The organism is Bradyrhizobium sp. SZCCHNR1015 (genome assembly GCF_032489875.1).
Lineage (GTDB): Bacteria > Pseudomonadota > Alphaproteobacteria > Rhizobiales > Xanthobacteraceae > Bradyrhizobium.
This window is the reverse complement of record NZ_JAUEYW010000006.1, coordinates 233,454-255,825: the sequence shown is the minus strand read 5'-3', so window position 1 is coordinate 255,825 and position 22,372 is coordinate 233,454. Positions and strand designations below refer to the sequence as shown.

Annotated in this window: 24 protein-coding genes and 1 pseudogene; 11 read left to right on the top strand and 14 right to left on the bottom strand. The window is 65.9% G+C overall.

Annotation, left to right across the window (positions count from 1 at the left end; genetic code table 11):
* Window positions 1–158 precede the first annotated feature (158 nt).
* The 3 genes from QX128_RS12915 (at window position 159) to QX128_RS12905 (ending at window position 3,260) form a co-directional block, all read left to right on the top strand.
* Complete coding sequence (locus QX128_RS12915) at window positions 159–1,028, top strand: MoxR family ATPase (protein WP_316237608.1); 870 nt, start codon at window positions 159–161, stop codon at window positions 1,026–1,028.
* Window positions 1,025–2,230, top strand: coding sequence for a VWA domain-containing protein (locus QX128_RS12910; protein ID WP_316237607.1), 1,206 nt, complete (start codon window positions 1,025–1,027; stop codon window positions 2,228–2,230). Before QX128_RS12915 ends, QX128_RS12910 begins: the two co-directional genes overlap by 4 nt.
* 214 nt (window positions 2,231–2,444) lie before the next feature.
* Window positions 2,445–3,260, top strand: a complete 816-nt coding sequence (locus QX128_RS12905; RefSeq protein WP_316217519.1) for an XdhC/CoxI family protein — start codon at window positions 2,445–2,447, stop codon at window positions 3,258–3,260.
* A gap of 6 nt (window positions 3,261–3,266) precedes the next feature.
* Here the strand turns inward: QX128_RS12905 and QX128_RS12900 are convergent, their stop codons facing one another.
* From QX128_RS12900 to QX128_RS12880, 5 genes are all read right to left on the bottom strand, one after another.
* Window positions 3,267–4,361 (bottom strand): HWE histidine kinase domain-containing protein, encoded by a 1,095-nt coding sequence (locus tag QX128_RS12900; protein ID WP_316237606.1) that lies wholly within the window; start codon window positions 4,359–4,361, stop codon window positions 3,267–3,269.
* 273 nt (window positions 4,362–4,634) lie between these two features.
* Window positions 4,635–5,459: a carbohydrate ABC transporter permease gene (locus tag QX128_RS12895; protein ID WP_315803265.1), complete on the bottom strand. Its 825-nt coding sequence runs from the start codon at window positions 5,457–5,459 to the stop codon at window positions 4,635–4,637.
* Window positions 5,456–6,391: a sugar ABC transporter permease gene (locus tag QX128_RS12890; RefSeq protein WP_316177547.1), complete on the bottom strand. Its 936-nt coding sequence runs from the start codon at window positions 6,389–6,391 to the stop codon at window positions 5,456–5,458. The genes QX128_RS12895 and QX128_RS12890 overlap by 4 nt, the downstream gene beginning before the upstream one ends.
* Window positions 6,388–7,707: a sugar ABC transporter substrate-binding protein gene (locus QX128_RS12885; RefSeq protein WP_316217516.1), complete on the bottom strand. Its 1,320-nt coding sequence runs from the start codon at window positions 7,705–7,707 to the stop codon at window positions 6,388–6,390. Before QX128_RS12885 ends, QX128_RS12890 begins: the two co-directional genes overlap by 4 nt.
* Before the next feature lie 124 nt (window positions 7,708–7,831).
* The gene (locus tag QX128_RS12880) at window positions 7,832–9,064 is read right to left on the bottom strand and encodes a benzoate/H(+) symporter BenE family transporter (protein WP_316237605.1); all 1,233 of its coding nucleotides are present in this window, start codon (window positions 9,062–9,064) and stop codon (window positions 7,832–7,834) included.
* A gap of 237 nt (window positions 9,065–9,301) precedes the next feature.
* Between QX128_RS12880 and QX128_RS12875 the strand changes: the two are divergent.
* Window positions 9,302–9,832: pseudogene (locus QX128_RS12875) on the top strand (REP-associated tyrosine transposase).
* Between the two features lie 1,053 nt (window positions 9,833–10,885).
* On the opposite strand, the gene QX128_RS12870 reads toward QX128_RS12875, so the two are convergent.
* The 5 genes from QX128_RS12870 to lgt form a co-directional block, all read right to left on the bottom strand.
* Window positions 10,886–11,839: a ribose-phosphate pyrophosphokinase gene (locus QX128_RS12870; protein ID WP_315803270.1), complete on the bottom strand. Its 954-nt coding sequence runs from the start codon at window positions 11,837–11,839 to the stop codon at window positions 10,886–10,888.
* 186 nt (window positions 11,840–12,025) lie between these two features.
* Window positions 12,026–12,658: a hypothetical protein gene (locus tag QX128_RS12865; protein ID WP_316177552.1), complete on the bottom strand. Its 633-nt coding sequence runs from the start codon at window positions 12,656–12,658 to the stop codon at window positions 12,026–12,028.
* A 126-nt stretch (window positions 12,659–12,784) separates the two neighbouring features.
* Window positions 12,785–13,531: a peptidoglycan editing factor PgeF gene (gene pgeF / locus QX128_RS12860; protein WP_410053148.1), complete on the bottom strand. Its 747-nt coding sequence runs from the start codon at window positions 13,529–13,531 to the stop codon at window positions 12,785–12,787.
* A 20-nt stretch (window positions 13,532–13,551) separates the two neighbouring features.
* Complete coding sequence (locus tag QX128_RS12855; RefSeq protein WP_316237603.1) at window positions 13,552–14,679, bottom strand: class I SAM-dependent methyltransferase; 1,128 nt, start codon at window positions 14,677–14,679, stop codon at window positions 13,552–13,554.
* A complete protein-coding gene (gene lgt, locus QX128_RS12850) occupies window positions 14,676–15,533 on the bottom strand; it encodes a prolipoprotein diacylglyceryl transferase (protein WP_315803274.1) in 858 nt (285 codons plus the stop codon). The genes QX128_RS12855 and lgt overlap by 4 nt, the downstream gene beginning before the upstream one ends.
* 256 nt (window positions 15,534–15,789) lie before the next feature.
* On the opposite strand from lgt, the gene QX128_RS12845 reads away from it, so the two are divergent.
* The 4 genes from QX128_RS12845 (at window position 15,790) to ychF (ending at window position 18,779) form a co-directional block, all read left to right on the top strand.
* Window positions 15,790–16,080: an accessory factor UbiK family protein gene (locus QX128_RS12845; protein ID WP_315714079.1), complete on the top strand. Its 291-nt coding sequence runs from the start codon at window positions 15,790–15,792 to the stop codon at window positions 16,078–16,080.
* A 195-nt stretch (window positions 16,081–16,275) separates the two neighbouring features.
* Complete coding sequence (locus QX128_RS12840; RefSeq protein ID WP_315714080.1) at window positions 16,276–16,965, top strand: 50S ribosomal protein L25/general stress protein Ctc; 690 nt, start codon at window positions 16,276–16,278, stop codon at window positions 16,963–16,965.
* A gap of 72 nt (window positions 16,966–17,037) precedes the next feature.
* Window positions 17,038–17,643 carry an aminoacyl-tRNA hydrolase gene (pth, locus tag QX128_RS12835; protein ID WP_316177557.1) on the top strand — a complete coding sequence of 202 codons (606 nt, stop codon included), beginning with the start codon at window positions 17,038–17,040 and terminating at the stop codon, window positions 17,641–17,643.
* A 38-nt stretch (window positions 17,644–17,681) separates the two neighbouring features.
* Window positions 17,682–18,779: a redox-regulated ATPase YchF gene (gene ychF, locus QX128_RS12830; RefSeq protein WP_315803277.1), complete on the top strand. Its 1,098-nt coding sequence runs from the start codon at window positions 17,682–17,684 to the stop codon at window positions 18,777–18,779.
* 14 nt (window positions 18,780–18,793) lie between these two features.
* Here ychF and QX128_RS12825 read toward each other — a convergent pair whose 3' ends face one another.
* Window positions 18,794–19,084, bottom strand: coding sequence for a DUF4282 domain-containing protein (locus tag QX128_RS12825; RefSeq protein ID WP_315714083.1), 291 nt, complete (start codon window positions 19,082–19,084; stop codon window positions 18,794–18,796).
* A 220-nt stretch (window positions 19,085–19,304) separates the two neighbouring features.
* Between QX128_RS12825 and QX128_RS12820 the strand changes: the two genes are divergently transcribed.
* The 3 genes from QX128_RS12820 to QX128_RS12810 all read left to right on the top strand — a co-directional run bounded on the left by QX128_RS12820 (window position 19,305) and on the right by QX128_RS12810 (window position 20,504).
* Entirely contained in the window at window positions 19,305–19,766 is a 462-nt protein-coding gene (locus tag QX128_RS12820) for a MaoC family dehydratase (protein WP_316237660.1), read from the top strand.
* Window positions 19,766–20,245 carry a MaoC family dehydratase gene (locus tag QX128_RS12815; RefSeq protein WP_316237602.1) on the top strand — a complete coding sequence of 160 codons (480 nt, stop codon included), beginning with the start codon at window positions 19,766–19,768 and terminating at the stop codon, window positions 20,243–20,245. The genes QX128_RS12820 and QX128_RS12815 overlap by 1 nt, the downstream gene beginning before the upstream one ends.
* Window positions 20,246–20,354: 109 nt before the next feature.
* Window positions 20,355–20,504 carry a hypothetical protein gene (locus QX128_RS12810; protein ID WP_315714401.1) on the top strand — a complete coding sequence of 50 codons (150 nt, stop codon included), beginning with the start codon at window positions 20,355–20,357 and terminating at the stop codon, window positions 20,502–20,504.
* Between the two features lie 56 nt (window positions 20,505–20,560).
* Here the strand turns inward: QX128_RS12810 and QX128_RS12805 are convergent, their stop codons facing one another.
* From QX128_RS12805 to QX128_RS12795, 3 genes are all read right to left on the bottom strand, one after another.
* A complete protein-coding gene (locus tag QX128_RS12805; protein WP_315803280.1) occupies window positions 20,561–20,698 on the bottom strand; it encodes a hypothetical protein in 138 nt (45 codons plus the stop codon).
* 157 nt (window positions 20,699–20,855) lie between these two features.
* Window positions 20,856–21,269: a hypothetical protein gene (locus tag QX128_RS12800; RefSeq protein ID WP_315714086.1), complete on the bottom strand. Its 414-nt coding sequence runs from the start codon at window positions 21,267–21,269 to the stop codon at window positions 20,856–20,858.
* A 151-nt stretch (window positions 21,270–21,420) separates the two neighbouring features.
* The gene (locus tag QX128_RS12795; protein WP_315803281.1) at window positions 21,421–22,350 is read right to left on the bottom strand and encodes a hypothetical protein; all 930 of its coding nucleotides are present in this window, start codon (window positions 22,348–22,350) and stop codon (window positions 21,421–21,423) included.
* Window positions 22,351–22,372: the final 22 nt, after the last annotated feature.

Genomic DNA, 22,372 nt, shown 5'->3' with positions numbered 1-22,372 from the left:
CGGCATCGGCAGTGCGCTCCCCTCCCCCTTGCGGGGAGGGGGTGGGGGTGGGGGTCTTCGGCGGCGGTGTCGCCTGATGCTACCCCCCTCCCTAGCCCTCCCCCACAAGGGGGGAGGGAACGCACTGGCTTCCCGGTGAGATCGAGAATCGAACGCTGATGAAAGCCCGCGACGACATCGCACAATCGCTCTCCGCTTGCGGCTATATCGCCGACGGCGAGCTGGCGACCGCAATCGCGCTGATGCAGCTGCTCAGGCGGCCGCTGCTGCTCGAAGGCGAGGCCGGGGTCGGCAAGACCGAGGTCGCCAAGGCGCTCGCCTGCGTGCACGGCACCGAGCTGATCCGTCTGCAATGCTATGAAGGCCTCGACCAGAGCTCCGCGCTCTACGAGTGGAACTACCAGCGCCAGCTGCTGGCGATCGAGGCGCATCGCGGCCAGCCGGACACCATCGAGGATCAGATCTTCTCCGAGAAATATCTGCTCGAGCGGCCGCTGCTGGCGGCGATCCGCCGCGCCATGCCGCCGGTGCTGCTGATCGACGAGATCGATCGCGCCGACGACGAGTTCGAGGCGTTTCTGCTGGAGCTGCTGTCCGACTTCCAGGTCTCGATCCCCGAGCTCGGCACCATCAAGGCGATCAGCATTCCGCATGTGGTGCTGACCTCGAACGGAACCCGTGAGCTATCGGATGCGCTGCGCCGGCGCTGCCTCTACCACTACGTCGACTATCCCGATGTCGACCGCGAGGCGCGCATCATCCTGACCAGGATCGACGGTGCCTCCGCCTCGCTCGCCTTGCAGATCGCGCGCATGGTCGAATCCCTGCGCAAGGAGGAACTGCGCAAGGTGCCCGGCGTCGCCGAGACGCTGGACTGGGCGGCGGCACTGGTCGGGCTCGACGTACGCGATCTCAAGGATCAGCCGGAGGTCGTGCACGACACCTTGATGTGCCTGCTCAAGACCCATGAGGACCGCGCGCGCATCACCCGCGAGGTCGCGGCGCGGCTGCTGGGGAAGGTCGCATGAGCTGCTGTGGCGCCACACCCGACCACCAGGACTTGGACGCGGTGGCGCGGCTCGTCGCGGGCCGCCTCGGTGCGTTTCTCAAGACGTTGCGCGACAACGGCTTTGCGGTCGGCCTGGCGGAGGGGCAGGACGCGGCGGCCGTGATGAGTGCGGGCTATGCCGATAAGCCCGGCCTGCTGCGCGCCGCATTCAAGCATCTGTTTTCGGCGCGCAAGAGCGAGTGGGATCGTTTCGACGGCCTGTTCGACGCGTTCTGGCTCGGCAGGCGCGTGCGCTCGCGCTCGCTGGTCTCCGGCGCGACGGCGAGGGCGAACAGCCCGTCCCTGAAGCGTCTGCAGGATGCGAATGCCGCTCAGCCGGGGCCCCACGGCGCGACCGATCAGATTCCCTCTGACGAAACCCCCCGCGACGCGGGCGGCGAGGGCCTGCGCGAAGGGGCATCGCGCGTCGAGTCCATCAGCGATACCGATTTCCGCAAGCTCGCCGATCCCGATCAGGTCGCTCTGGCGCACGAGGCCGCGGCGCGGCTCGCCCAGGTGATGCGGACACGGCTGACGCGCCGCGATCAGTTGCGCAGGAAGGGCGAGCGGCTCGACCTGCGCCGCACCATCCACCGCAACATCAGCCACGGCGGCGTGCCGATTGCGCTGGTGCACCGGCGACGCAAGCACAAGCCGTTGCGGCTGGTGGTGCTGCTCGACGCCTCCGGCTCGATGAGCCCCTACACCGCGGTGTTCCTGCGCTTCATCCACGGCGTGCTCGACGCGTTCCGCGAGGCCGAGGCGTTTCTGTTTCACACGAGGCTCGCCTACGTCTCCGATGCCATGAAGGAGAAGGACGCCGCGCGGGCGCTCGACCGTCTCTCGATGATGGCGCAGGGCGCCGGCGGCGGGACGCGGATCGGCGAGAGCCTGCAGACCTTCAATCGCTGGCACGCGCCGCGCGTCATCCATTCGCGGACCTGCGTGATGATCGTCTCCGACGGCTACGACACCGGTGATCCCGCCTTGCTCGGCCGTGAGATGGCACAGTTGAGCCGCCGCTGCCGCCGCATCGTCTGGCTCAATCCGATGCTCGGCTGGGACGGCTACGCGCCGGACGCACGCGGCATCAAGGCCGCGCTGCCGTTCGTCGATCTCTACGCGCCCGCGCATACGCTGAATTCGCTGGCCGCACTGGAGCCGTATCTGGCGAGGTTGTGAGGATGGCGAATAGCCTGATCGATCTGACCATAAGGCACTCTGCTACGGCATCGGCAGTGCGCTCCCTCCCCCCTTGTGGGGGAGGGCTGGGGAGGGGGGTACCACGGGCACCGGTGCCAGCCGCCCCCCTCCCTAGCCCTCCCCCACAAGGGGGGAGGGAACAGACTGCCCTCGCGGTTGCACCGCGCCTCTCACGACGACACAGGAGGCAATCATGACGGCAACTGTCGAACTGCTCGATCTCGCCGCGCAGCTCAAGGCCGCCGAGGAAAGCTTCGTGCTCGCCACCGTCGTCCGCACGGTGTCGGTGACGGCCGCGAAGGCCGGCGCCAAGGCGATCATCCGCCCCGACGGCAGCATCGTCGCGGGCTGGATCGGCGGCGGCTGCGCCCGCGGCGCGGTGCTGAAGGCGGCGCGTGAGGCGCTCGCCGACGGCATCCCTCGCATGGTCTCGGTGCAGCCTGAGAACCTGCTCGCCGAGCTCGGCGTCAAGCCGGGCGAAACCAAGGAAGGCGTGCGCTTCGCCGCCAACATGTGCCCGAGCAAGGGCACCATGGACATCTTCGTCGAGCCGGTGCTTCCGCATCCCGCGCTGGTCATTCTCGGCGCGAGCCCGGTCGCGGTCGCGCTCGCCGCGCAGGCCCGGCCGCTCGGCTATCACGTGACGCTGGCGGCGCCGGCGTCCGATCTCGTCACGACACCGCAGGCCGATGTGCTGATCGATGGCTTCGCGCTAGGCCAACCGGCCGGGAGCAGCCGCTTCGTGGTCGTGTCGACGCAAGGCAAGGGCGACGAGGCGGCGTTGCGCGCCGCGCTCGCCTGCGATGCGGCCTACCACGCCTTCGTCGGCAGCCGCCGCAAGATGGACAGCCTGCGCGACAAGCTGATCAAGGACGGCATCGACGCCGGGCTGCTCGACGAGGTCAAGGCGCCGGCCGGGCTCGATCTCGGCGCCATCACGCCGGAGGAGATCGCGATGTCGATCCTGGCCGAGATCACGCAGGTGCGCCGGCGCGGCCAGCGCGGCTGAATTCGGTCATGGCGCGAGCGGCAGGTCGAACGAGACCCGGAGCCCATCCGGCGCGAAGTCGCGCGTGACCTCGCCCTTCAGCGCGGCGCCGAGAATGCGCTCGAACAGCAGCGAGCCGAAGCCGTTGCTCGCAGGTGGGGAGACCTGCGGCCCGCCGTTCTCCTCCCAGGACAGCTTGAGCCGTCCGTCGGCATGGGTCCAGCTCAGCGTCACCTGTCCTGCATCGTTCGACAGCGCGCCGTATTTCACCGCGTTGGTGACGAGCTCGTGCAGCCCCATCGACAGATACAGCGCGACGCCCGGCGCAAGCGGCACGGCCGGGCCGTCGACCGCGACGCGGTCGCCTTGCAGCGGCGCCAGCTCGGCGCAGACCAGCTCATCGAGCGCGATCGCCTCCCGGCCGCGATCCAGCGCCAGCGCGTGGCTGCGCGTCAGCGCGGCAATGCGGCCGCGCAGCACCTCGCCGAACTCGGCCAGCGCCGAATCGGCGCGGATGCTGAGCGCGATCACGCTGTCGACCAGCGCCAGCGTGTTCTTGACACGGTGATTGAGCTCATGGACCAGCACGCGGTGGTGCTGCTCGATCGTTCGCCGCCGTGCATTCTCGGTGCGCAGCGCGATCTCGTCCATCACGATCTCGCTGAGCTCGGTGAGCTGGGCGATGTCGTCGTCGCTCCACGGCCGCGGCTCGTGATCGATGGCGCAGAGCGCACCGATCACCTCGCCGCTCGGCAGCCGGAGGGGGACGCCGAGATAGGCGATCACGCCGAGAACCGGCACCGCGAGATTGTCCTTCACCAGCGGATGCTCGTTGGCGTCGCGGATCACCAGCGGCTGCGCCGAGGTCACGACGTGCTGGCAGAAGGAGTGGCTGAGCGGCGTTTCGCGCAGCGACGCCCACGGCTCGCACAGGCCGACCGAGCTCTTGAAGAACTGCCGGTCGCGATCCACCAGCGCGATGATCGCCGCCGGGGCCTGCAGCAGCCGCGAGGTCAAACGGGTGACGCGATCGAAGCCCGGCTCCGGCGGCGAGTCGAGCAGCTCGGTCTGCAACAGGGCAGTCAATCGGTCTGGCGCGGAGGCGTCGCGATCGGACGTCATGAAGCTTTCGTCGGTCTGGCGTTCAGCCGGTGATGGGTTGCACGACGGGCCGGGCGGAGCGCAGATCCGGAGCCGGTCGATCGTGCGGCGCAGTGGTATTCGGCTGGAACGAAGCCGGCACGGAGACGAGATGAAACCGTCAACGCGGTCACCGCCGCGCCGCAGGCGCGGGGCGAATCCCGGTTCCACGCAGGTAACCAAGTGGCAGACTATGGCCTGACCAAGGCAAGTTTGGCATTCCGTCGCGGTTCTCTTTGGTATGCATTATACCCGTCAGCCGCCCTTGACCGCACCCGCCGTCAGGCCGGCCACGATCTGCCGCTGCGCGAACACGGTCAGCAGCAGCACCGGCAGGGTCACGATCAGCGCGGCCGCCGCGAGCGGCCCCCAGGAGAGCTGATCGAACGAGATCATGTTGTAGACCGCGACCGGCAGGGTGCGGGTCTCGCGCCCGGCCAGCACGATGCCGAACACGAAATTATTCCAGGAGAAGATCACCGCGAGGATGAAGGCGACGGCGAGGCCGGGCTTCGCCACCGGCAATGCCACGTGGCGGAAAACCTGCCAGCGCGTCGCGCCATCGATCCGCGCGGCTTCCTCGAGCTCGATCGGCGTGGTCTCGAAATAGCCGATCATGATCCAGATCACGATCGGCACGGTGACGACGAGATGGATGATGATCTGCGGCCACAGCGTGCCGAGCAGGCCGAGCCACTGGAACAAGAGGAACAGCGGGATCAGATAGGACAGGCCCGGCGTGATGCGCGCGATCAGGATCACGATCGCCGACTTGTGCGCGGCCATGCGGGCGATGCCGTAGCCGGCGGGCACGCCGACCAGCATCGCCAGCGCCGTCGCGCCGCCGGTCACCAGCAGGCTGTTCCTGAAGTAGGTGAAGAAACGGTTGGACGACAGCACGTCGGCATAGTTCTTCCAGGCGAAGTGTTCCGGCCAGAACACCGGCGGATAGGCGGCGTTGTCGACCTCGAACTTGACCGACAGCGAGATCATCCAGAGGAAGAACAGGATCGCCGGCGAGACGATCAGGAAGACGCCGAGCGCAAGGGCGAGCCGGCCGAGGATGGTCTGCGCGCTCATGTGTCGCTCCCCAGCGCATTCCACTGTGCGCGCCGGCGCAGCATCAGCAACAGTGCGGTCAGCGCCACGATCAGCGCGAAGAACACCACCGCGATCGCCGAGGCATAGCCGAGGTCGTAATAGACGAAGGCGACGCTGTAGAGGTAGAGGTTGATGGTCTCCGACGCCGAGCCCGGACCGCCTTGCGTGATTGCGAAGATGATGTCGAAGCTCTTGATCGCGTCGATGGCGCGGATCATCGCGGCGATGAACAGGAACGGCATGATCAGCGGCAGGGTGATGTAGCGGAACATCTGCCAGGTGCTGGCGCCGTCGATCTGCGCGCTCTCGTAAGGTTCGGTCGGCAGCGAGGCGATGCCGCCGAGCACGATCAGCATCACCAGCGGCGTCCATTGCCAGGTCTCGACCAGCACCAGCGACGGAATCACGGTGGCCGGATGGAACACCCAGAGCTGCGGCGGCAGGCCGACGAGCGACAAGAGATAGTTCAGGATGCCGAGCTGCGGGTGGAACATCATCGTCCACACCAGCGCGATCGCGACCGGTGTCGCCATCATCGGCATGATGAACAGCGCGCGCAACAGCCCGCGTCCGGGGAAACGCGCATGGAAGATCACCGCCGCGAAGGTGCCGAGCACCAGCGGCAGCAGCACGGAGAGAGCCGTGTAGGACAGCGTGTGCCCGACCGACTCGACGAAGCGCGGGTCGGCCGGCAGCCGGATATAGTTCGACAGCCCGACGAAGGTCGTGGGCGAACCGACCTTCCACTCCTGGAAGCTCATCCAGATCGTGAACAGCCAGGGAAAGATGATCACCGCGAGCACGGTGACCAGCGCCGGCACCACGAACGGCCAGTAGGACGGCGGTCGCAATGCACGTTCCGGCGCAGCAGTGTCCGCTGCCGCGCCGGCCTGTTCGACGATCGTGCTCACGCTTTCTCGCTGCGCTCCAGGATCGGGCGGAACTGCTCGTGCGCCTTCTTCAGCTCGGTCGCGGGATCGGCGCCCGACAGCGTGGCGGTCAGCGCCGCACCGACGAGATCGCGGAATTCGGCGACGGGAATGATCACAGGCAGGCCGAGCTTGCTGATCTTGCCGGAGTCGATCGCCGACTGCAGCCACTCCTTCGGCATCTTCACGCCGCCCTGCACCCCGGGGTCGTTGAGCACCGAGTTGCGGAACGGCACGCCGCCGCCGGCCTGCACCAGGCGGGCGCCCTGCGGCTTCGACACCAGCCACTGGCACAGCAGCCAGGCGGCTTCCTTGTTCTTGCTCGCAGCCGCAATGCCGATGCCGTCGCCATAGGTCGCCGAGTACTGTCCCTTCGGTCCGGCGGGCACCACGGTGTAGCCGACCTTGCCGACCACGCGCGAAGCATTGGGATCCTCCAGCGGCGGCGCCCAGCCGACGCCGTCGATCCACATCGCCGAGCGCCCTTGCGTGAACGAGGCCATCGACTCCATCCAGTTGAAGCCGGCGACGCCCGGAGGCGCGCAGGTCGTCAGCAGCTTCTGATAAAGCTTGGTGGCTTCGATGGCTTCCGGGCCGTCGGTCAGGATGTTGCCCTTGGCGTCCAGGAACTCGCCGCCATAGTTGAGGAAGAAGTTGGTCCACAACGTCATGTTGGCGTTGCGCAGGCCGCGGCCGACGAAGCCGAAGATGCCGTCCTTGGCATCCGTCAGCTTCTGCGCCGCCGTGACCATCTCGTCGAGCGTCTTCGGCACCTCGATGCCCTTCTTCGCGAACAGCTCCTTGTTGTAGTAGAGGATGAAGTAGTCCACCGACCACGGCAGCGAGAACATGCGGCCCTTGTCGTTGCTGGCGTAACTCAGGCCGGCGGCGGAGAAATCGCTCTGCACGAGGTCCGGCGCGGTGAGGTTCGGATCCTTCATCATGTCGGTGATGTCGGCGAGCCAGCCGGCCTTCTCGAACTGCCGCTTCTGCACGTGATAGCTGAGATGGACGACGTCGAAGCTCGGCTTGCCCGACGACAGTTCGATCACGACCTTCTGCCGCTGCTGCTGCTCCGGGATTTGCTCGGATTCCACCTCGATGCCGGTCAGTGCGGTGAATTCCTTGATGTTCTTCTGCAGATTGTCGCCGCGCGGCCCCTTGGCGAGGATCACCTCGAGCCTGGTGCCGGCATATTTCTTCCACTGCGGCTCCGACCAGGCGGGCTGGCCGGTAAGCGCAAGCGCGCCTGCTGCTGCCGTACCCGCAAGCATGTTGCGGCGCGTGATCGCGGTCATCATATCCTCCCAGAAGACTTTTTGTTTGGTCGTGAAGTGTAGCGCGATCCAGCGACGCTGCAACAGCATGGTGCCCGTTCGGCTGGGGATGCGACGACAGCGCGTGGTGCGCCGCGGCAATCCGTTATGCGCCCGATGCGGCGGTGAAATCCGCCCGCTCCAGCAGCCACGAGATTGCAAAGCCTGCCACGAGTCCCCAGAACGCCGCGCCGATATTGAGCAGGGGCACGTCGGCCACGGTGACGAGGAAGGCGATCAGCGCGCCGAGGGAGAAGTTGGTCCTGAACGCGGTCACGAACGCGGTCTGCAGCACGCGCAGCATGGCGAGGCCCGCCAGCGCGGTGATCAATGATTTCGGCGCGATCAGCAGCAGCGTGGTGAAGGTCGGCGCCAGCAGGCCGAAGCCGAGCGCAAGCACGCCCACGACCATCGCCGCGGTATAGTGGCGCTTGCGCTCGCCGCCGGAGACGACGATCGCGTTGGTCGGTCCGGTCAGGCAGGTCGACACGCCGCCCACCATCGCCGCGAGCGCCGAGCCGATGCCGCAGGCGACGGTCACCACATTGACCGGCGGCTTGTGGCCGGCAGCGGTCAGCACCGCAAAGCCCTGGCCGTTCTGCACCACCAGCACGGTGACCGCGAGCGGCACGATCAGCTCGATCATGGCCGCGAGCGACCAGGATGGCGTCGGGATCACCGGATGGATCAGCGCGATCTGCAGCGAGGCATTCTGATCATACTTGCCGAACAGGAGAGCCGCGAGCGTGCCGATGACGAGCGCGCCGATGATCGGCAGGCAGCGCCGGCCCAGCGCAGGGAGTGCGGTCAGCAGCAGCCAGAGCACGACCATCGGCCCGGCGATGGCGAAGTCGGTGAACACGGCGCGGACGAGATCGAGGCCGAAGCGCAGGAATACGCCAGCGACCATGCCCATCACGATCGGCATCGGCACCAGTTGCATCGCGCGCTTGACCCAGCCGGTGAGCCCGAGCACCAGCATCAACAGCGCGGTGCCGTAGAAGGCGCCGACCACCTGCGGGAAGCTCAGATGCGTCAGCGACTGGCCGACCAGGACGGTGCCCGGAATGGTCCAGAACAGCACCAACGGCTCGCGATAGCGCCACGACAGCGCGAGCGTGATCAGCCCGTTGATGAAGAATACGCCGAAGATCCACGACGCGATCTCCGCCTGCGACAGCCCGCCATTGGCGCCGACCGACAGGATGATGGCGACCGGCCCGGTAATCGCGAACAGCCAGCCGATGAAGCCGTGCGAGGCATACAGCGGGCCGAAATCATCGGCGATCTGGCTGATCGGCGGCGGCGGGCTCGCGGGGCGTTCGATGGCGCTGAACATGGATGGCAGGGGCTCGGTGTTCTTGTTGTTGTCCTTGGCGTCGTAGGGGATGTTTTGGCCGAACGGGGCGAGCTGTGCAAGGCGTTGGGCTGATCGGCGGATTACGCTGCGCTAATCCGCCCTACGGGTTTTGAGCGTAGGGCGGATTAGGCGAAGCCGTAATCCGCCGCAAATCTTGAATCCATACATCCTCAGCGAGTAGGCTTACGTCGGTCATCTCGACGCGGACCATGCTCCATGCCCAACTATCGACGCGCATTCGTTCCGGGCGGATCCTGGTTCTTCACCGTGAACCTTCTCGACCGACGTCAAGCTCTGCTGATCGAGCACATCGACGTCCTGCGGTCTGCCGTCGCCGCTACCAGGCGCCGTTTTCCATTCGAAATCGATGCCTTCGTCGTCATGCCGGATCATCTTCATGCGGTCTGGACTTTGCCTCCCGAAGATGCGGATTTTTCAACGCGTTGGCGCTTGATCAAAAGCCGTTTCGCACGAGCGCTTCCAAAGACGGAGTACCTCAGCGCCGCTCGGATAGCGAACCAGGAACGCGGCATCTGGCAGCGCCGGTTTTGGGAGCATCTCATTCGCGACGAGGAAGATTATGCCCGGCACGTGGAGTATTGTTACATCAATCCGGTGAAGCATTCGCCTGGTAAGTCGAGTGGAGGACTGGCCGCATTCGTCCTTCCACCGAGACGTGCGTGAAGGAGTATTTCCGCAGATTGGGCTGGCGATGTCGATGTGAACGGGACTTACGGCGAGCGTTGACCGGATCAGGCTGTCTTGAAACTCTCGCGCTGGACAACGGCGGATTACGCTGCGCTAATCCGCCCTACGGGTTTGAGCGTAGGGCGGATTAGGCGAAGCCGTAATCCGCCGCGTCTCTCCGCGTCAGTGTCCGTTCGGTCCAGCGCGTGCCCGTCGCCCAAATCACGTTTCTCTCCGCAAATCCTGTCCAGCCCTTCGGATAAAAATAAATCGCTGGAGGTTTCGCAAACTCAGCAGTATGGTCCCGCTCGTTCCGTTGCGTCGGAAGGGGACGTATCGCGGTCGTCACGGACGTCGGCAGCGGAATGCGATGGGCGGGTCGGGTCGCAGCGTGGCGGATGCCGCGCCGACGAACGATCCGGCACGCACGGTCAAGTCGCACGGTCCTGACACCCCGACGCTGGTGTCACGCCTGTGCCGGCGCTCACGCGCCGCGCGGGCAACGGTGGCCAGAAAGCCCGGTGCACCGGGGAGACTGCGAAGCAGCCGTAAAGCCATCGCGCAGGGAGGGCCGGGTGTGTTCGGCCAGACCTGTGGTACCTGCCGCCTGCATTTTTTTGAGCAGGCGGGCCACGGGCGCGGCCAGCGCCCGGCCTTCCCTGCGCCCTCCACCAAGAGGGCGATGCTGTGATCAAAGCTCGGACGCAACACGCGCCGCGAGATCGCGGAGGCTTATGCGGAAGTCCTGTCGGATATTGTCCTGATGAAAGATACCACAGGCGTCATTGCGAGCGGAGAGAAGCAATCCAGGATCCTTCAGAGGAGGCAGTCTGGATTGCTTCGTCGCTGCGCTCCTCGCAATGACGGGAGTGTGGGGCAGGCCCTTTGCCCAAACACCAGCGTCATCGCCCGGCTTGCCGCCTTCGCTGAAGCTGCGGCGCGCCCAAAGTGCTCTTGGCCGCGTCAAAGCCGAAGGCGAAGACGGGACCGGGCGATCCAGTAAAGGGAGATGGCTGTGATTGATCGAGGCGCCGCGGCGTACTGGATTCCCCGCTTTCGCGGGGAATGACAGTGGAATTTGATGATGACGTTCTTGCCGTACGAGAGACGATATCAGTCGAACAGGCTCGACACCGACTCTTCGGCAGCGGTTCGCCCGATCGCCTCGGCGATCAGCGGCGCGATCGGCAACGTGCGGATGTTCGGCGCGTTGCGGACGGCTTCGGTCGGCATGATGGAGTCAGTGATGACGAGCTCCTTCAGGCGCGAGGAGGTGATGCGGCTCGCCGCTCCACCGGAGAGCACGCCGTGGGTGATGTAGGCGTAGACATCCTTGGCGCCGTGCTTGAGAAGCGCATCGGCTGCGTTCACCAGGGTGCCGCCGGAGTCGACGATGTCATCGACAAGGATGCAGGTGTGGCCGGAGACTTCGCCGATCACGTTCATGACCTCGGACTCGCCGGGACGCTCGCGGCGCTTGTCGACGATGGCGAGCGGCGTGTTGATGCGCTTGGCGAGGCCACGCGCGCGCGCCACGCCGCCGACGTCGGGCGATACGACCATGAGGTTGGAGAGATCGAACCGATCCTTGATGTCGCGCACCATCAGCGGCGAAGCATAGAGATTGTCGGCCGGGATGTCGAAAAAGCCCTGGATCTGCAAGGCATGCAGGTCGAGCGTCATGACGCGGTCGACGCCGGCATGGGTGATCAGGTTGGCGACGAGCTTGGCCGAGATCGGCGTGCGCGAGGCAGATTTTCGATCCTGCCGCGCATAGCCGAAATAGGGCACCACGGCGGTGATGCGGCGCGCGGAGGCGCGGCGCAGCGCATCGGTGATGATCAGGAGCTCCATCAGCAGGTCGTTCGCCGGATAGGACGTCGATTGAATGATGAAGACGTCGGAGCCGCGGACGTTCTCCTGGATCTCGACGAAGATCTCCATGTCGGCGAAGCGCCGGACCACCGCCTTCGTCAGCGGCAGCCCGAGCTCAGCGGCGATGCCGGCGGCGAGAGCCGGATTGGAGTTGCCGGCGACGAGTTTGATGGAGCCGTTCTTGGCCGACATCGTGAATTCTCCTCGCGTCTCGCTGGAGACCTTGTTCAGCATATCGGGCGATCCATGGAACCGGCAGTTTTGCACGGGCGAGGTGATATCAAGGACACCGCGCGCATGGCAACCCGCCGCAAGTGTTTTTCCCGGTCAAACGGCTGTTTTTCCCGGTCAAAAACGGCGCAAAATGCGCCTCCTTGCCTAACGGTCGGTGTAGCCGAGGGCCGCGACGCTGGTGCCGCCGGACGCCGGCGATGCGGGCTCGGCCACGGCGACCGCAGGGCCGCGGGTGGCCGGTGCCACCGGGGGCGCGCCGTCGACGGGCGCGGTGCCGTTCAGCATGTTCGAAAGTCCGCTGAAGCCGGCCTGCGCGATTTTCCGAAGCACCATGTCGTCGACATTGTTCCACGGATCGCGGCCGCCGCGTCCGACCGGCTCTTCGCCCGACAGCCGCAGCGCGCGCTGCTGATTGCGATCGTAGACGTCGAACACCCAGGCGATCACGCCCTTGCCGCCGACGACCTGGGCGGAGAGATAGGTGCGGACACGATACGCTGCAGGGGCCTCGCGCGACACGATGGCGAGGCTGCGCAGCTTGGACTCGCTGTCGAGCACGCTGACCATGCGGTCGAAGATTTGCGGTGGCGGGCCGTCGATCTGCTCGAAGGCGATCGTGGCGTTATCCGATGCAGGCGCCATCGCGTAGGCGTTGGACGGACCGCCGCTGGTCGCGCAGCCGCCGAGCGCTGCAGCGGACGTGATCAGCAAAACGGCAACGCAGGCGTGCTGCGCAGCGCGGCTGATCCGTCGAAGTGGTGTCGGCGCTCCCCTCATCGTCGGGAGCGATATCGTTAAAATCGATTAACGTCTAGGTCGCGGCTGCCACAGATTGGGACAGAGTGCATTCAGTTGTACAGAAAGGGTTAAGCAATCCACATGCGGCCACAATCGCGCCCAGCTTCAGCCTTCGAGCATGATGGCATGGACGTGCCGGCCATAGTCCGGCTCGCTGCGATGGACCGAGCGGCGGTAACTGAAGAAGCGCTCGTCGACATAGGTGTCGAGGCCGATATCGTCGATCAGCAGCACGCCGGCGTTTTCCAGCCGCATCCGGATGAAGCCGGCCAGGTCGAACATCGCGTGGCCGTCGCGCGTCGACGGCAGGAAGAAGCGCGCGTGCTCGGCGTCGTCGTCGAGGAAGCGCGTGACGAACTCGGCGCCGACCTCGTAGCTCGGCTGGCGGATCAGGGGGCCGATCGCGGCAATGATCCGGCCGCGCTCTGCGCCGAGCTCCTCCATCGCCTGCAGCGTGGCTTCGAGCACGCCGGTGAGCGCACCTTTCCAGCCGGCATGGGCCGCGCCGATGACGCGCTTATGCGGGTCGACGAACAGGATCGGCCCGCAATCGGCCGTGGTGACGCCGATCGCGAGATTCGGCGTCGCGGTCACCAGCGCATCGGCCTTCGGCCTGACGGGGCCGTCCCAGGGCCCGGTCGCAACCACGACGTCGGGCGAATGAATCTGGTGCAGGCTGAGGAACTGGTCGGGCGCGACGCCGAGATGGGCGGCCATGCGGCGGCGGTTTTCACGGACGTTCTCCGGCACGTCATGCGATCCGAGCCCGCCATTGAGGCCGGCATAGATGCCGTCGGAGACGCCGCCCTCGCGGGTGAAGAAGGCATGGCGCAGGCCAGGGACCGCGGACATCACATCCGATGATACCAGCATCACGCGCCTCCCGTCTTCTCGTTGGTGTGCTCGTCGCTGATGCCCGCCAGCACCGGAATGGCCGGATCGGAGATGCCGAGCACCTTGAACAGCGACCCCATTCCGCCGCGGCCGCCGCCGGTCAGGCGCTTCAGCCCGCTCGCGATGTCCTCCGAGACTTCCGGCGAGGCCTTCTGCATCAGGGTCAGCGCGCGGGTTTCGATGCCGAGCCGCTGCAGGAACTCGCCCTGCGTGACCGGGCCGTGAACGCGCGCGCCGACGGCTTCCGCGGCCCGCGCCAGCGCGTCGAAATCGACATGGGCGGTGATGTCGGCAAGCCCCGGCGTCTTCAGGGGATCGGCGAAGCTATGGCGGGCGATGGCCTGGAAGGTGTCGCCGACGTCGCTGCGCACATGGCCGTAATCGATGATGACGGCGGCGCCGCGCTGGTCGCGGATGCGCCTGGCGATGGCCATCATTTCCATGTTCGGCCGCCATTCGAAGATCGCGCCGGCCGGCGCGGCGCGCACCAGCGGCGGCAGCAGCAGCTCGAAGCCGGGCGTTGGATCCGCAGCCGCGCCGTAGACGAAGTTCTCCTCGTCGTCGAGCTCGACCACGCGCTCGTGCCAGCCGGTCTCGCGCCTGATCATCTGGTGGATCGGCAGCACGTCGAAATACTCGTTGGCGAAGATGACGCTGGGGCCCTCCGGCACCTCGTCGAAGCTCTCGTGCCAGTTGACGTTGCGCAGGCCGGTCAGCGTCGCCTTCTGCTTTTCGCGCAGGACAGGATTGACCTCGACCAGGTGGACCGAGATCGTCTGGTACAGCGGCGGCAGCACGCGCAGCGCCCGCAGCGCATCCGACATCATGGTGCCGCGGCCGGGCCCCAGCTCGATCAGCCGGAATTGCTGCGGCGATCCCGTCGCCTTCCAGATCGAGGCCGCCCACAGCCCGAGCAGCTCGCCGAACATCTGGCTCACTTCGGGGGCGGTGGTGAAGTCGCCCTCGCGTCCGAGCGGATCGCGCGAGACGTAGTAGCCGTGCTCCGGATGCATCAGGCACAGCTCCATGTAGCGCCAGACCGGCATCGGGCCGGATGCCTTGATCAGCCGCTTGATCTCGGTGTGGAGCGGAGAGGTTTCGATCACGGATTGGCCTGCAGCGGGGGAGTGGCTTGACGACTCTCAGGCCTGCGGAGCGCCCGCGCCACCAGGATGGCGCCGATGATCAGCATCGGCACCGACAGCACCATGCCCATGGTCAGGCCACCCCAGAGAAAGCCCAATTGCTTGTCGGGCTCGCGGAACAGCTCGCTGGTGATGCGCGCCACGCCGTAGAGGGTGATGAAGCTGCCGAGGATCAGGCCGGGCCGTTTCAGCGCGCCGAACCGGATCATGATCGCCAGCACGATGAACAGCACGATGCCTTCGAGGCCGGCCTCGTAGAGCTGGCTCGGATGGCGCGGGAGGTGGGTCGGATCGCGCGGGAAGATCATCGCCCAGGGAACGCTTGCATCGGCGGCACGGCCCCACAGCTCACCATTGATGAAATTGGCGATGCGGCCGAGCAGCAGGCCGATGGGCGCGACCGCGGTGGTGACGTCGCCGAGCGAGATGATCGGCAGGCCGTTGCGGCGGGCGAACCAGATCACGGCGAGCACACAGCCCATGAAGCCGCCATGAAACGACATGCCGCCGTTCCACAGTTGGAAGATCTCCAGCGGGTGCTCGATGAAGAACGGCAGGTTGTAGAACAGCACGTAACCGGTGCGGCCGCCGAGGATGATGCCGATCGTGACCCACAGGATGAAGTCGTCGAGCTGGACCAGCGACACCGGCGCCGGGCCGCCCCACAGCCGCTCTTTCTTGAGCAGCGAGCGCGCGTAGAGCCAGCCGATGACGATGCCGCAGATATAGGCCAGCGCGTACCAGCGGATCGCGAACGGGCCGATGGCGATCGCAACCGGATCGAACACGGGGAAATCGATGAGGAGAGGCGTCATTCACTGGCTTTCGTGGGCACGGCGTCCCGCTTCCGGAAGCCCGCGGGCGATGCGGGCTTCGAACGAGCTCCGCCACATGAACGGGCGCGGCGCGATGTGATCTCAGGGCTGCTCATACCAGCGCCGCGGGCCGGCGCAACAAGTACGATGACAAGGAAACCAAGGCATGACAAGACGGCCCATCTTGCGGGCGGCGACAGGGATCGCCATTCTGTCTTCCATCATCGTGCTCGTCGCGGGACGCGGAGTTTCTCACATGACTCAGACCAACAACCGGTTTTTCGACGAACTCGGCCGCCTGATGAACGATGCCGCAGGTGCCGCCCAGGGCATGAAGCGGGAGGTCGATTCCGTCATCCGCAACCAGGCGGAAAAGATCCTGAACGACCTGGACATCGTGAAGCGCGAGGAGTTCGAGGCGGTCAAGGACATGGCCCGGCTCGCCCGCGAGGAGAACGAGGCGCTGAAGGCGCGGATCGCGGCGCTGGAAGCCAAGCTGGGTGGCGCGGCCGGCACGCCGCCGGGCGCCGGCAGCGCGGACGGCTGACCCGCGCGCGAAATACCTCCGGAGAGTTGGTGGGATGAAGGGGCCGCCGGTCCCTTCATTTCCTTGTCATTTCCCGGGTTTGCCGCTAGAACGCCGCCACGTCCGCGGCCCCCGCACCCCTGGAGGCTTGCCGAAGGACGTCCAGCAACGGGCCGCATCGCGGCCTTTAACTTTTTAAAACAAGGACTTAACACGATGGCGACCGTCAGAGAACTGAAGGCGACCGCCCGTCCGTCAGTCGGCAAGGGGGCCGCACGGGCAGAGCGTCGCGCCGGGAGAGTGCCCGGAGTGATTTATGGAGACAACCAGCCCCCGCTGCCGATCTCGGTGGAAGACCGCGAGCTGCGCCAGCGCATCCTCGCAGGCCGGTTTCTGACCACGATCTTCGACGTCACCCTCGACGGCAAGAAGCACCGGGTGATCCCGCGCGACTTCCATCTCGATCCGGTCAAGGACTTCCCGATCCACGTCGACTTCATGCGGCTCGGCCAGGGCGCGACCATTCGCGTCAGCGTGCCGCTGCATGTGGTGGGCTCGGAAGGCGCGCCGGGCGTCAAGCGCGGTGGCACCGTCAACATCGTGACCCACACGCTCGAGCTCGAGTGCCTCGCGGAGAACATTCCGCAGTACATCGAGGCCGACGTCAGCGCGCTCGAGATCAACCACTCGCTGCACATCTCCGACGTCAAGCTGCCGACTGGCGTGAAGACGCTATCGCGCGACGACGCGACGCTCGTCACCATCGTGCCGCCGTCGGGCTATGGCGAGGAGCAGAAGGCTGCTGCTGGCGCTGCCGCGGCTCCCGCCGCTGCTGCTCCGGCTGCCGCTGCGAAGGCTCCCGCGGCCGCGGCCAAGGCGCCGGCTGGCGGCGACAAGAAGAAGTAAGCCGTTCCGCTTCTGGGAAGCGCGGGCGGGTCCCGTGCTTCCCGAAGCGACGGCGGGTGCGGATGCCGCGTCATGCTGCTGTTTGTCGGCCTGGGCAATCCCGGCGCGAAATATGCGCGCAACCGGCACAATATCGGCTTCATGGCCGTTGACGAGATCGCGCGGCGTCACCGCTTCTCGCCGTGGCGGCGCAGGTTTCAGGGCGAGACGTCCGAAGGCACACTCGACTCCGAGCGCGTCATTCTCCTGAAGCCGACCACCTATATGAACGAATCCGGCCGCGCGGTGCAGGAAGCGGCCAGCTTCTTCAAGCTCGGCGTCGGCGACGTCACCGTGTTTCAGGACGAGCTCGAACTGCAACCGGGCAAGCTGCGCGTGAAGGTCGGCGGTGGCATTGCTGGTCATAACGGACTGCGTTCGATCTCGGCGCATCTGGGCAACGACTACCGCCGCGTCCGGCTCGGCATCGGCCATCCCGGCGTCAAGGAGCTGGTGCATGGGCACGTGCTGTCGGACTTCGCCAAGTCCGACATGCCGTGGGTCGAGGCGTTGTGCGAGGCGGTGGCCGACAATGCTGAATTGTTGACCGGCAAGCGCGACTCCACCTTCGCCAACAAGGTGCATCTGGCGCTGCAGGCCAAAGGTTTTCTGGACAAGGGCGACGCCGGCGCCGCGTGAGCGCTTCGGGCGTTGTCCAAAAGGATGCGGGACGGGTCATGGGATTCAAATGCGGGATCGTCGGGTTGCCCAACGTCGGCAAGTCGACGCTGTTCAACGCGCTGACGGAGACGGCGGCCGCGCAGGCGGCGAACTATCCGTTCTGCACCATCGAGCCGAATGTCGGCGAGGTCGCTGTGCCCGATCCGCGGCTCGAGAAGCTCGCGGCGATCGCCAAGTCCGGCCAGATCATTCCGACGCGGCTCACGTTCGTGGACATTGCAGGCCTCGTGCGCGGTGCCTCCAAGGGTGAGGGCCTCGGCAACCAGTTTCTTGCCAACATCCGCGAGGTCGATGCGATCGCGCATGTCGTCCGCTGCTTCGAGGATTCCGACATCACCCACGTCGAGGGCAAGATCGCGCCGCTCGCCGACATCGAGACCATCGAGACCGAACTGATGCTGTCCGATCTCGACAGCCTCGAGAAGCGGGTCGACAACCTCTCCAAGAAGGCAAAGGGCGGCGACAAGGACGCCAAGGAGCAGTACGAGCTCGTCACCCGTGCTCTCGTGCTGCTGCGCGACGGCAAGCCGGCGCGGCTGCTGGAGCGCAAGCCCGAGGAGGAGCGCGCCTTCGGCATGCTCGGACTGCTCACCTCCAAGCCCGTGCTCTACGTCTGCAATGTCGAGGAAGGCTCGGCCAAGGACGGCAACAGTTTCTCACAGGCGGTGTTCGCGCGCGCCAAGGAAGAGGGGGCGGTCGCGGTCGTGATCTCGGCCAAGATCGAATCCGAGATCGCGACGCTGTCGCGCGAGGAGCGGGTGGATTTCCTGGAGACGCTCGGGCTCGAAGAGGCTGGTCTCGATCGGCTCATCCGCGCCGGCTATCAGCTGCTCGACCTGATCACCTACTTTACCGTCGGTCCGAAGGAAGCGCGCGCCTGGACCATTCACCGCGGCACCAAGGCGCCGGCGGCGGCTGGCGTCATTCACACCGACTTCGAGAAAGGCTTCATCCGCGCTGAGACCATTGCCTATGCCGACTATGTCGCGCTCGGCGGTGAGGCTGGCGCGCGCGAGGGCGGCAAGCTGCGCCTCGAAGGCAAGGAGTATGTCGTCGCCGATGGCGACGTGATGCACTTCCGCTTCAACAACTAAGGCCGCATGGGCGGCTACATCCGCCCCTGTTCGCGGATTGCGCCGAGGTGCTCGTTGATGCGGAAGACGATCAGCACGAACTCGGCGATGATGCGCGAGAACACCATGCCGACGATGATGCCGGCGAGCGACGACAGCAGCATCAGGAAACCGCCGAACGGGCTGATCGCCATTTCGGAGAGGCCCGTGAAAATGCCGCGAATTCCCGACAGGATGATCAGCGCAATCACGAGCCAATAGAACGTCTTGATGATGGTGGGCGTGATGAAGCGGTCCCACTGGAACAAATCGCGAAATTCCAACATCCTGATCCCCCGGCCAGTCCGAATCGGTCGTCAAATCCGTCTTTAAGTCGTGCTCGAATTGCGCGCCAGACGGCATCGGCGGCAGCCGAATTCATTCCGGTATATGGCGCCTTCTGGCACTCTCTTGCGACTGGACCGGGCGTCAGCCATGCGAGCGGCCCGGTTGTGATTGCTGCAAAGTGCGGCCACAATCGGGCTTCTTTCAGCCATTCCCAACCTCATGACCCTCACCTTCGAAGATTTTCCGCAAGGCCCGTTCGGCAGCTTCGGCCCGCGACACGTCACCCGCGATGAGATCATCGCCTTCGCGTCTGAGTTTGATCCGCAGCCGATGCATCTGGACGAACTGGCCGCCTCGCAGTCGATGCTCAAGGGCCTGTCCGGCTCGGGCTGGCACCTCTGCTCGCTGATGATGCGCATGATGTTCGACGGCTTCATCGGCCGCACCGCCTCGCTCGGCTCGCCGGGCGTCAACGAGGTCAGGTGGTTGTCGCCGTTGCGTCCTGACGATGAGCTGATGCTCGATGTGGAGGTTCTGGAAGCGCGGGTGTCGCGGAGCCGTCCGTCGACGGGGATCGTCACCTTCAGGTGCAGCGTGCGCAACGAGGCGGGCTTGAGACTCTGCGAGATGGTCTCTCCGATCATCGTCGAGCGCCGCGAGAGCCGCGGGCAGGTGGGCTGATGCGCTTCTTCGAGGATATTCAGGTTGGCCAGCGCCGCGAGCTCGGCTCCTACACGTTTACGGCCGATGAGATTAAGCGGTTCGCCGTTCAATTCGATCCGCAGCGTTTTCACCTCGACGAGGAAGAGGGCCGCCGATCGCTGTTCGGCGGGCTCGCGGCATCGGGATGGCACGTCGGATCCGTCTGCATGAAGCTGATCGTCGCAGACAACCAGCGTCTCCTGGAGATCGCGCGCTCGCGCGGCGAGCCGGTCGTTCTCGGAGGTCCTTCTCCCGGCTTTCGTGAGCTGCGCTGGCACAAGCCGGTGCTTGCAGGCGATACGATCAGCTTCTCGAGCGAGATTGATTCGCTTCGCGAGTCGGCCTCGCGCCCCGAATGGGGCATCCTGCAAGCGCGCAACACCGGCATCAATCAGCGCGGCGAGCTGGTGTTCTCGGTGCTTGCGTCGGCCTTTGTCCCGAGGCGGAACAACGGTTGAGGCGAAAAGGTCACGCTTCGTAGGATTGTCGGCACGGAACGAAGTTCGCGCTAACGCATTCTGAACTCGGACTCTATAAGACAGCCAATCAGGGATCAGGATGTGGGGGATGAGTATGGCAGATCGCGGTGGTCTGAAACTCCTCGGCTTTATCTTTGCCAGCGTGACGCTCGCGGTGATGCTTGCGACGGGGATGGTCGTGAAGGGCTATGCCGACGGTTCTTACTCGCTGGAGACGTCAGCGACGATCAACGAGTAGCGCCTTAACTACTCTTTAACCAGAACGGACCGGGCGGTCCTGTTCGCAGAGGCGGTCTAGCGGCTCCAGATGAGCACCATGACCGCCATGGCCACCAGCAGCAATCCGACGAAGCGGACCATGATGATCCCGATCCGCTGAGGCTCAGGCCTCAGGGGAATCGGATCGGTGTTGTCTGGCCGGATCGTTTCCATGAAAGCGACACCCCCCTGACGCAACCTGCCCGCCGCGAGAGCGGCGGGAGTTGGTCGCGGGAGGTCCGCGGCGCGTTCAAGGACGTGGCGCTGCAAAGACGAAAACCGCCGCGCGATGGCTCGCACGGCGGTCCGCTTCAAGCTCCGGAAAGAACGATCAGCTGCTGCGCAGGCCGTCGGCGGCGCGCTTCCACTGCGTCACGTTCTCGGCGATGGCCCGGGTCGACTTCATCGCCGCCTGGCTGAGCTGCGCATAGCTCGCGATCTCGCGCTGCACCCGCTGGCCCTCGGCATGCAGCAGCTCGCGCAGGCTCTCGAGCTCCCCGATCAGGTTCTCGATCTCCGACAGCGAGGTGCCGGCGACGCGCTGGATCAGCGTGGTGACGCTGTTCACCGCTGCATCGGCGTCGATCGAGGCCTCGGCCGTGGCGGCCGCATTGGGGCGGCGCAGATAGGCGATATCGTTACGGACGAAATCACGAATGCCGGCCTCGACTTCGGAGACCGCGGCCAGATCCGTATCCAGCTCGGCTTCAGTTCCATCGATCTTGTCCGGACGAATGACATTCATCGGCTAATTCCTCATTTCGCGTTCAAGCGAGCGCGGTGTCCCCGCACGACGAACTTCTCAAAGCCTATCAGTGCGGCCAAATTGGGCCGCACCGCGGCGAAGCTGCGGCGATCGTTCGATCATTCGTGGCGGGCTGCCGCAATGGTGAACGTCACCAGCTCCGCTTGAAGCCGGCCGAGATGCTCTTGCTGGTGCCGCCCTGCGCGGTCTCGCTGACCGAGCCGGAGACGCTGAGACCATCCGATAGCTTCTGCTCGGCGCCGACCTTGCGCAGCCATTTGTCGTCGCCCGACGACAAGGTCTGTCCTGCGGTGACGCTGGTGCCGGTGTCGCCAATGGAGAGCCTGGCGGACTGCTCGGTGTCGAAGCTGCGGCTGGTCTTCGGCGCCGCGCCGGGAATCGGCACCATGCCCTGCTGGGTGACGTTGTAGCCGTTCTGCAGGGTCAGATTGTAGTGATCGATCGGCACCGCCTTGGTGATGGTGGTGCCGAGCCGGCTCTGATCCGAGCCGGGATCGACGCGGGCCTCGATGGCGGTCTTGTCCCAGATCGCGCCGGCACCCGGCGCGGTGACGGCCGCCCAGGCCGAGCCGCCGGACTCCGGAGCATTGCCGCCGTTCTCGGCCTTCTCCGCCAGCAATTCCGACATCGTGGTCGGCTGCCGCGCGACCGTCATGTCGGCGCCGACGCGGGCGTCCCAGAACGGCGACACCGACTGCTTGACCGACACGCCCGAGGCAAGGCTGCCCTTGTTCTGGTTCGACCAGTCGAGCGCGGCGGCCTTCTCGGCGGCGGCCTTGCGCTTCGCCGCGGCAGCGGCCTCGGGACGGTCGAGAAAGGTGGTGTCGTCGATCGCGAGCTGGCTCCAGTCGAGCTTCTCGACGTCGATGTCCTGCATCGGGTCGGCTGCCGCCACCTGGTCCTCGGACTTGTCCTCGTCCTCGGGCTCCGGCGCGATCTGCTGCCACGGCGCGATCTGCAGCGGCTGCGGCGCCTGCATCAGCGTCTGCGCATCGGCGGCGGACGCAAGAAGCCCGAAGCCGGCCGTGAAAACCGCCAGCGCGCAACCATACGATGTCATGAGAGCAACCCCCGCCGCCCGA

Bases quoted from the DNA above. Each gene is read 5' to 3' on its own strand.
- QX128_RS12915 (WP_316237608.1), top strand. From the start codon at position 159: ATGAAAGCCCGCGACGACATCGCACAATCGCTCTCCGCTTGCGGCTAT.
- QX128_RS12910 (WP_316237607.1), top strand. From the start codon at position 1,025: ATGAGCTGCTGTGGCGCCACACCCGACCACCAGGACTTGGACGCGGTG.
- QX128_RS12905 (WP_316217519.1), top strand. From the start codon at position 2,445: ATGACGGCAACTGTCGAACTGCTCGATCTCGCCGCGCAGCTCAAGGCC.
- QX128_RS12900 (WP_316237606.1), bottom strand. From the start codon at position 4,361: ATGACGTCCGATCGCGACGCCTCCGCGCCAGACCGATTGACTGCCCTG.
- QX128_RS12895 (WP_315803265.1), bottom strand. From the start codon at position 5,459: ATGAGCGCGCAGACCATCCTCGGCCGGCTCGCCCTTGCGCTCGGCGTC.
- QX128_RS12885 (WP_316217516.1), bottom strand. From the start codon at position 7,707: ATGACCGCGATCACGCGCCGCAACATGCTTGCGGGTACGGCAGCAGCA.
- QX128_RS12880 (WP_316237605.1), bottom strand. From the start codon at position 9,064: ATGTTCAGCGCCATCGAACGCCCCGCGAGCCCGCCGCCGCCGATCAGC.
- QX128_RS12870 (WP_315803270.1), bottom strand. From the start codon at position 11,839: ATGTCGGCCAAGAACGGCTCCATCAAACTCGTCGCCGGCAACTCCAAT.
- QX128_RS12865 (WP_316177552.1), bottom strand. From the start codon at position 12,658: ATGAGGGGAGCGCCGACACCACTTCGACGGATCAGCCGCGCTGCGCAG.
- pgeF (WP_410053148.1), bottom strand. From the start codon at position 13,531: ATGTCCGCGGTCCCTGGCCTGCGCCATGCCTTCTTCACCCGCGAGGGC.
- lgt (WP_315803274.1), bottom strand. From the start codon at position 15,533: ATGACGCCTCTCCTCATCGATTTCCCCGTGTTCGATCCGGTTGCGATC.
- QX128_RS12845 (WP_315714079.1), top strand. From the start codon at position 15,790: ATGACTCAGACCAACAACCGGTTTTTCGACGAACTCGGCCGCCTGATG.
- QX128_RS12840 (WP_315714080.1), top strand. From the start codon at position 16,276: ATGGCGACCGTCAGAGAACTGAAGGCGACCGCCCGTCCGTCAGTCGGC.
- pth (WP_316177557.1), top strand. From the start codon at position 17,038: ATGCTGCTGTTTGTCGGCCTGGGCAATCCCGGCGCGAAATATGCGCGC.
- ychF (WP_315803277.1), top strand. From the start codon at position 17,682: ATGGGATTCAAATGCGGGATCGTCGGGTTGCCCAACGTCGGCAAGTCG.
- QX128_RS12825 (WP_315714083.1), bottom strand. From the start codon at position 19,084: ATGTTGGAATTTCGCGATTTGTTCCAGTGGGACCGCTTCATCACGCCC.
- QX128_RS12820 (WP_316237660.1), top strand. From the start codon at position 19,305: ATGACCCTCACCTTCGAAGATTTTCCGCAAGGCCCGTTCGGCAGCTTC.
- QX128_RS12815 (WP_316237602.1), top strand. From the start codon at position 19,766: ATGCGCTTCTTCGAGGATATTCAGGTTGGCCAGCGCCGCGAGCTCGGC.
- QX128_RS12810 (WP_315714401.1), top strand. From the start codon at position 20,355: ATGAGTATGGCAGATCGCGGTGGTCTGAAACTCCTCGGCTTTATCTTT.
- QX128_RS12805 (WP_315803280.1), bottom strand. From the start codon at position 20,698: ATGGAAACGATCCGGCCAGACAACACCGATCCGATTCCCCTGAGGCCT.
- QX128_RS12800 (WP_315714086.1), bottom strand. From the start codon at position 21,269: ATGAATGTCATTCGTCCGGACAAGATCGATGGAACTGAAGCCGAGCTG.
- QX128_RS12795 (WP_315803281.1), bottom strand. From the start codon at position 22,350: ATGACATCGTATGGTTGCGCGCTGGCGGTTTTCACGGCCGGCTTCGGG.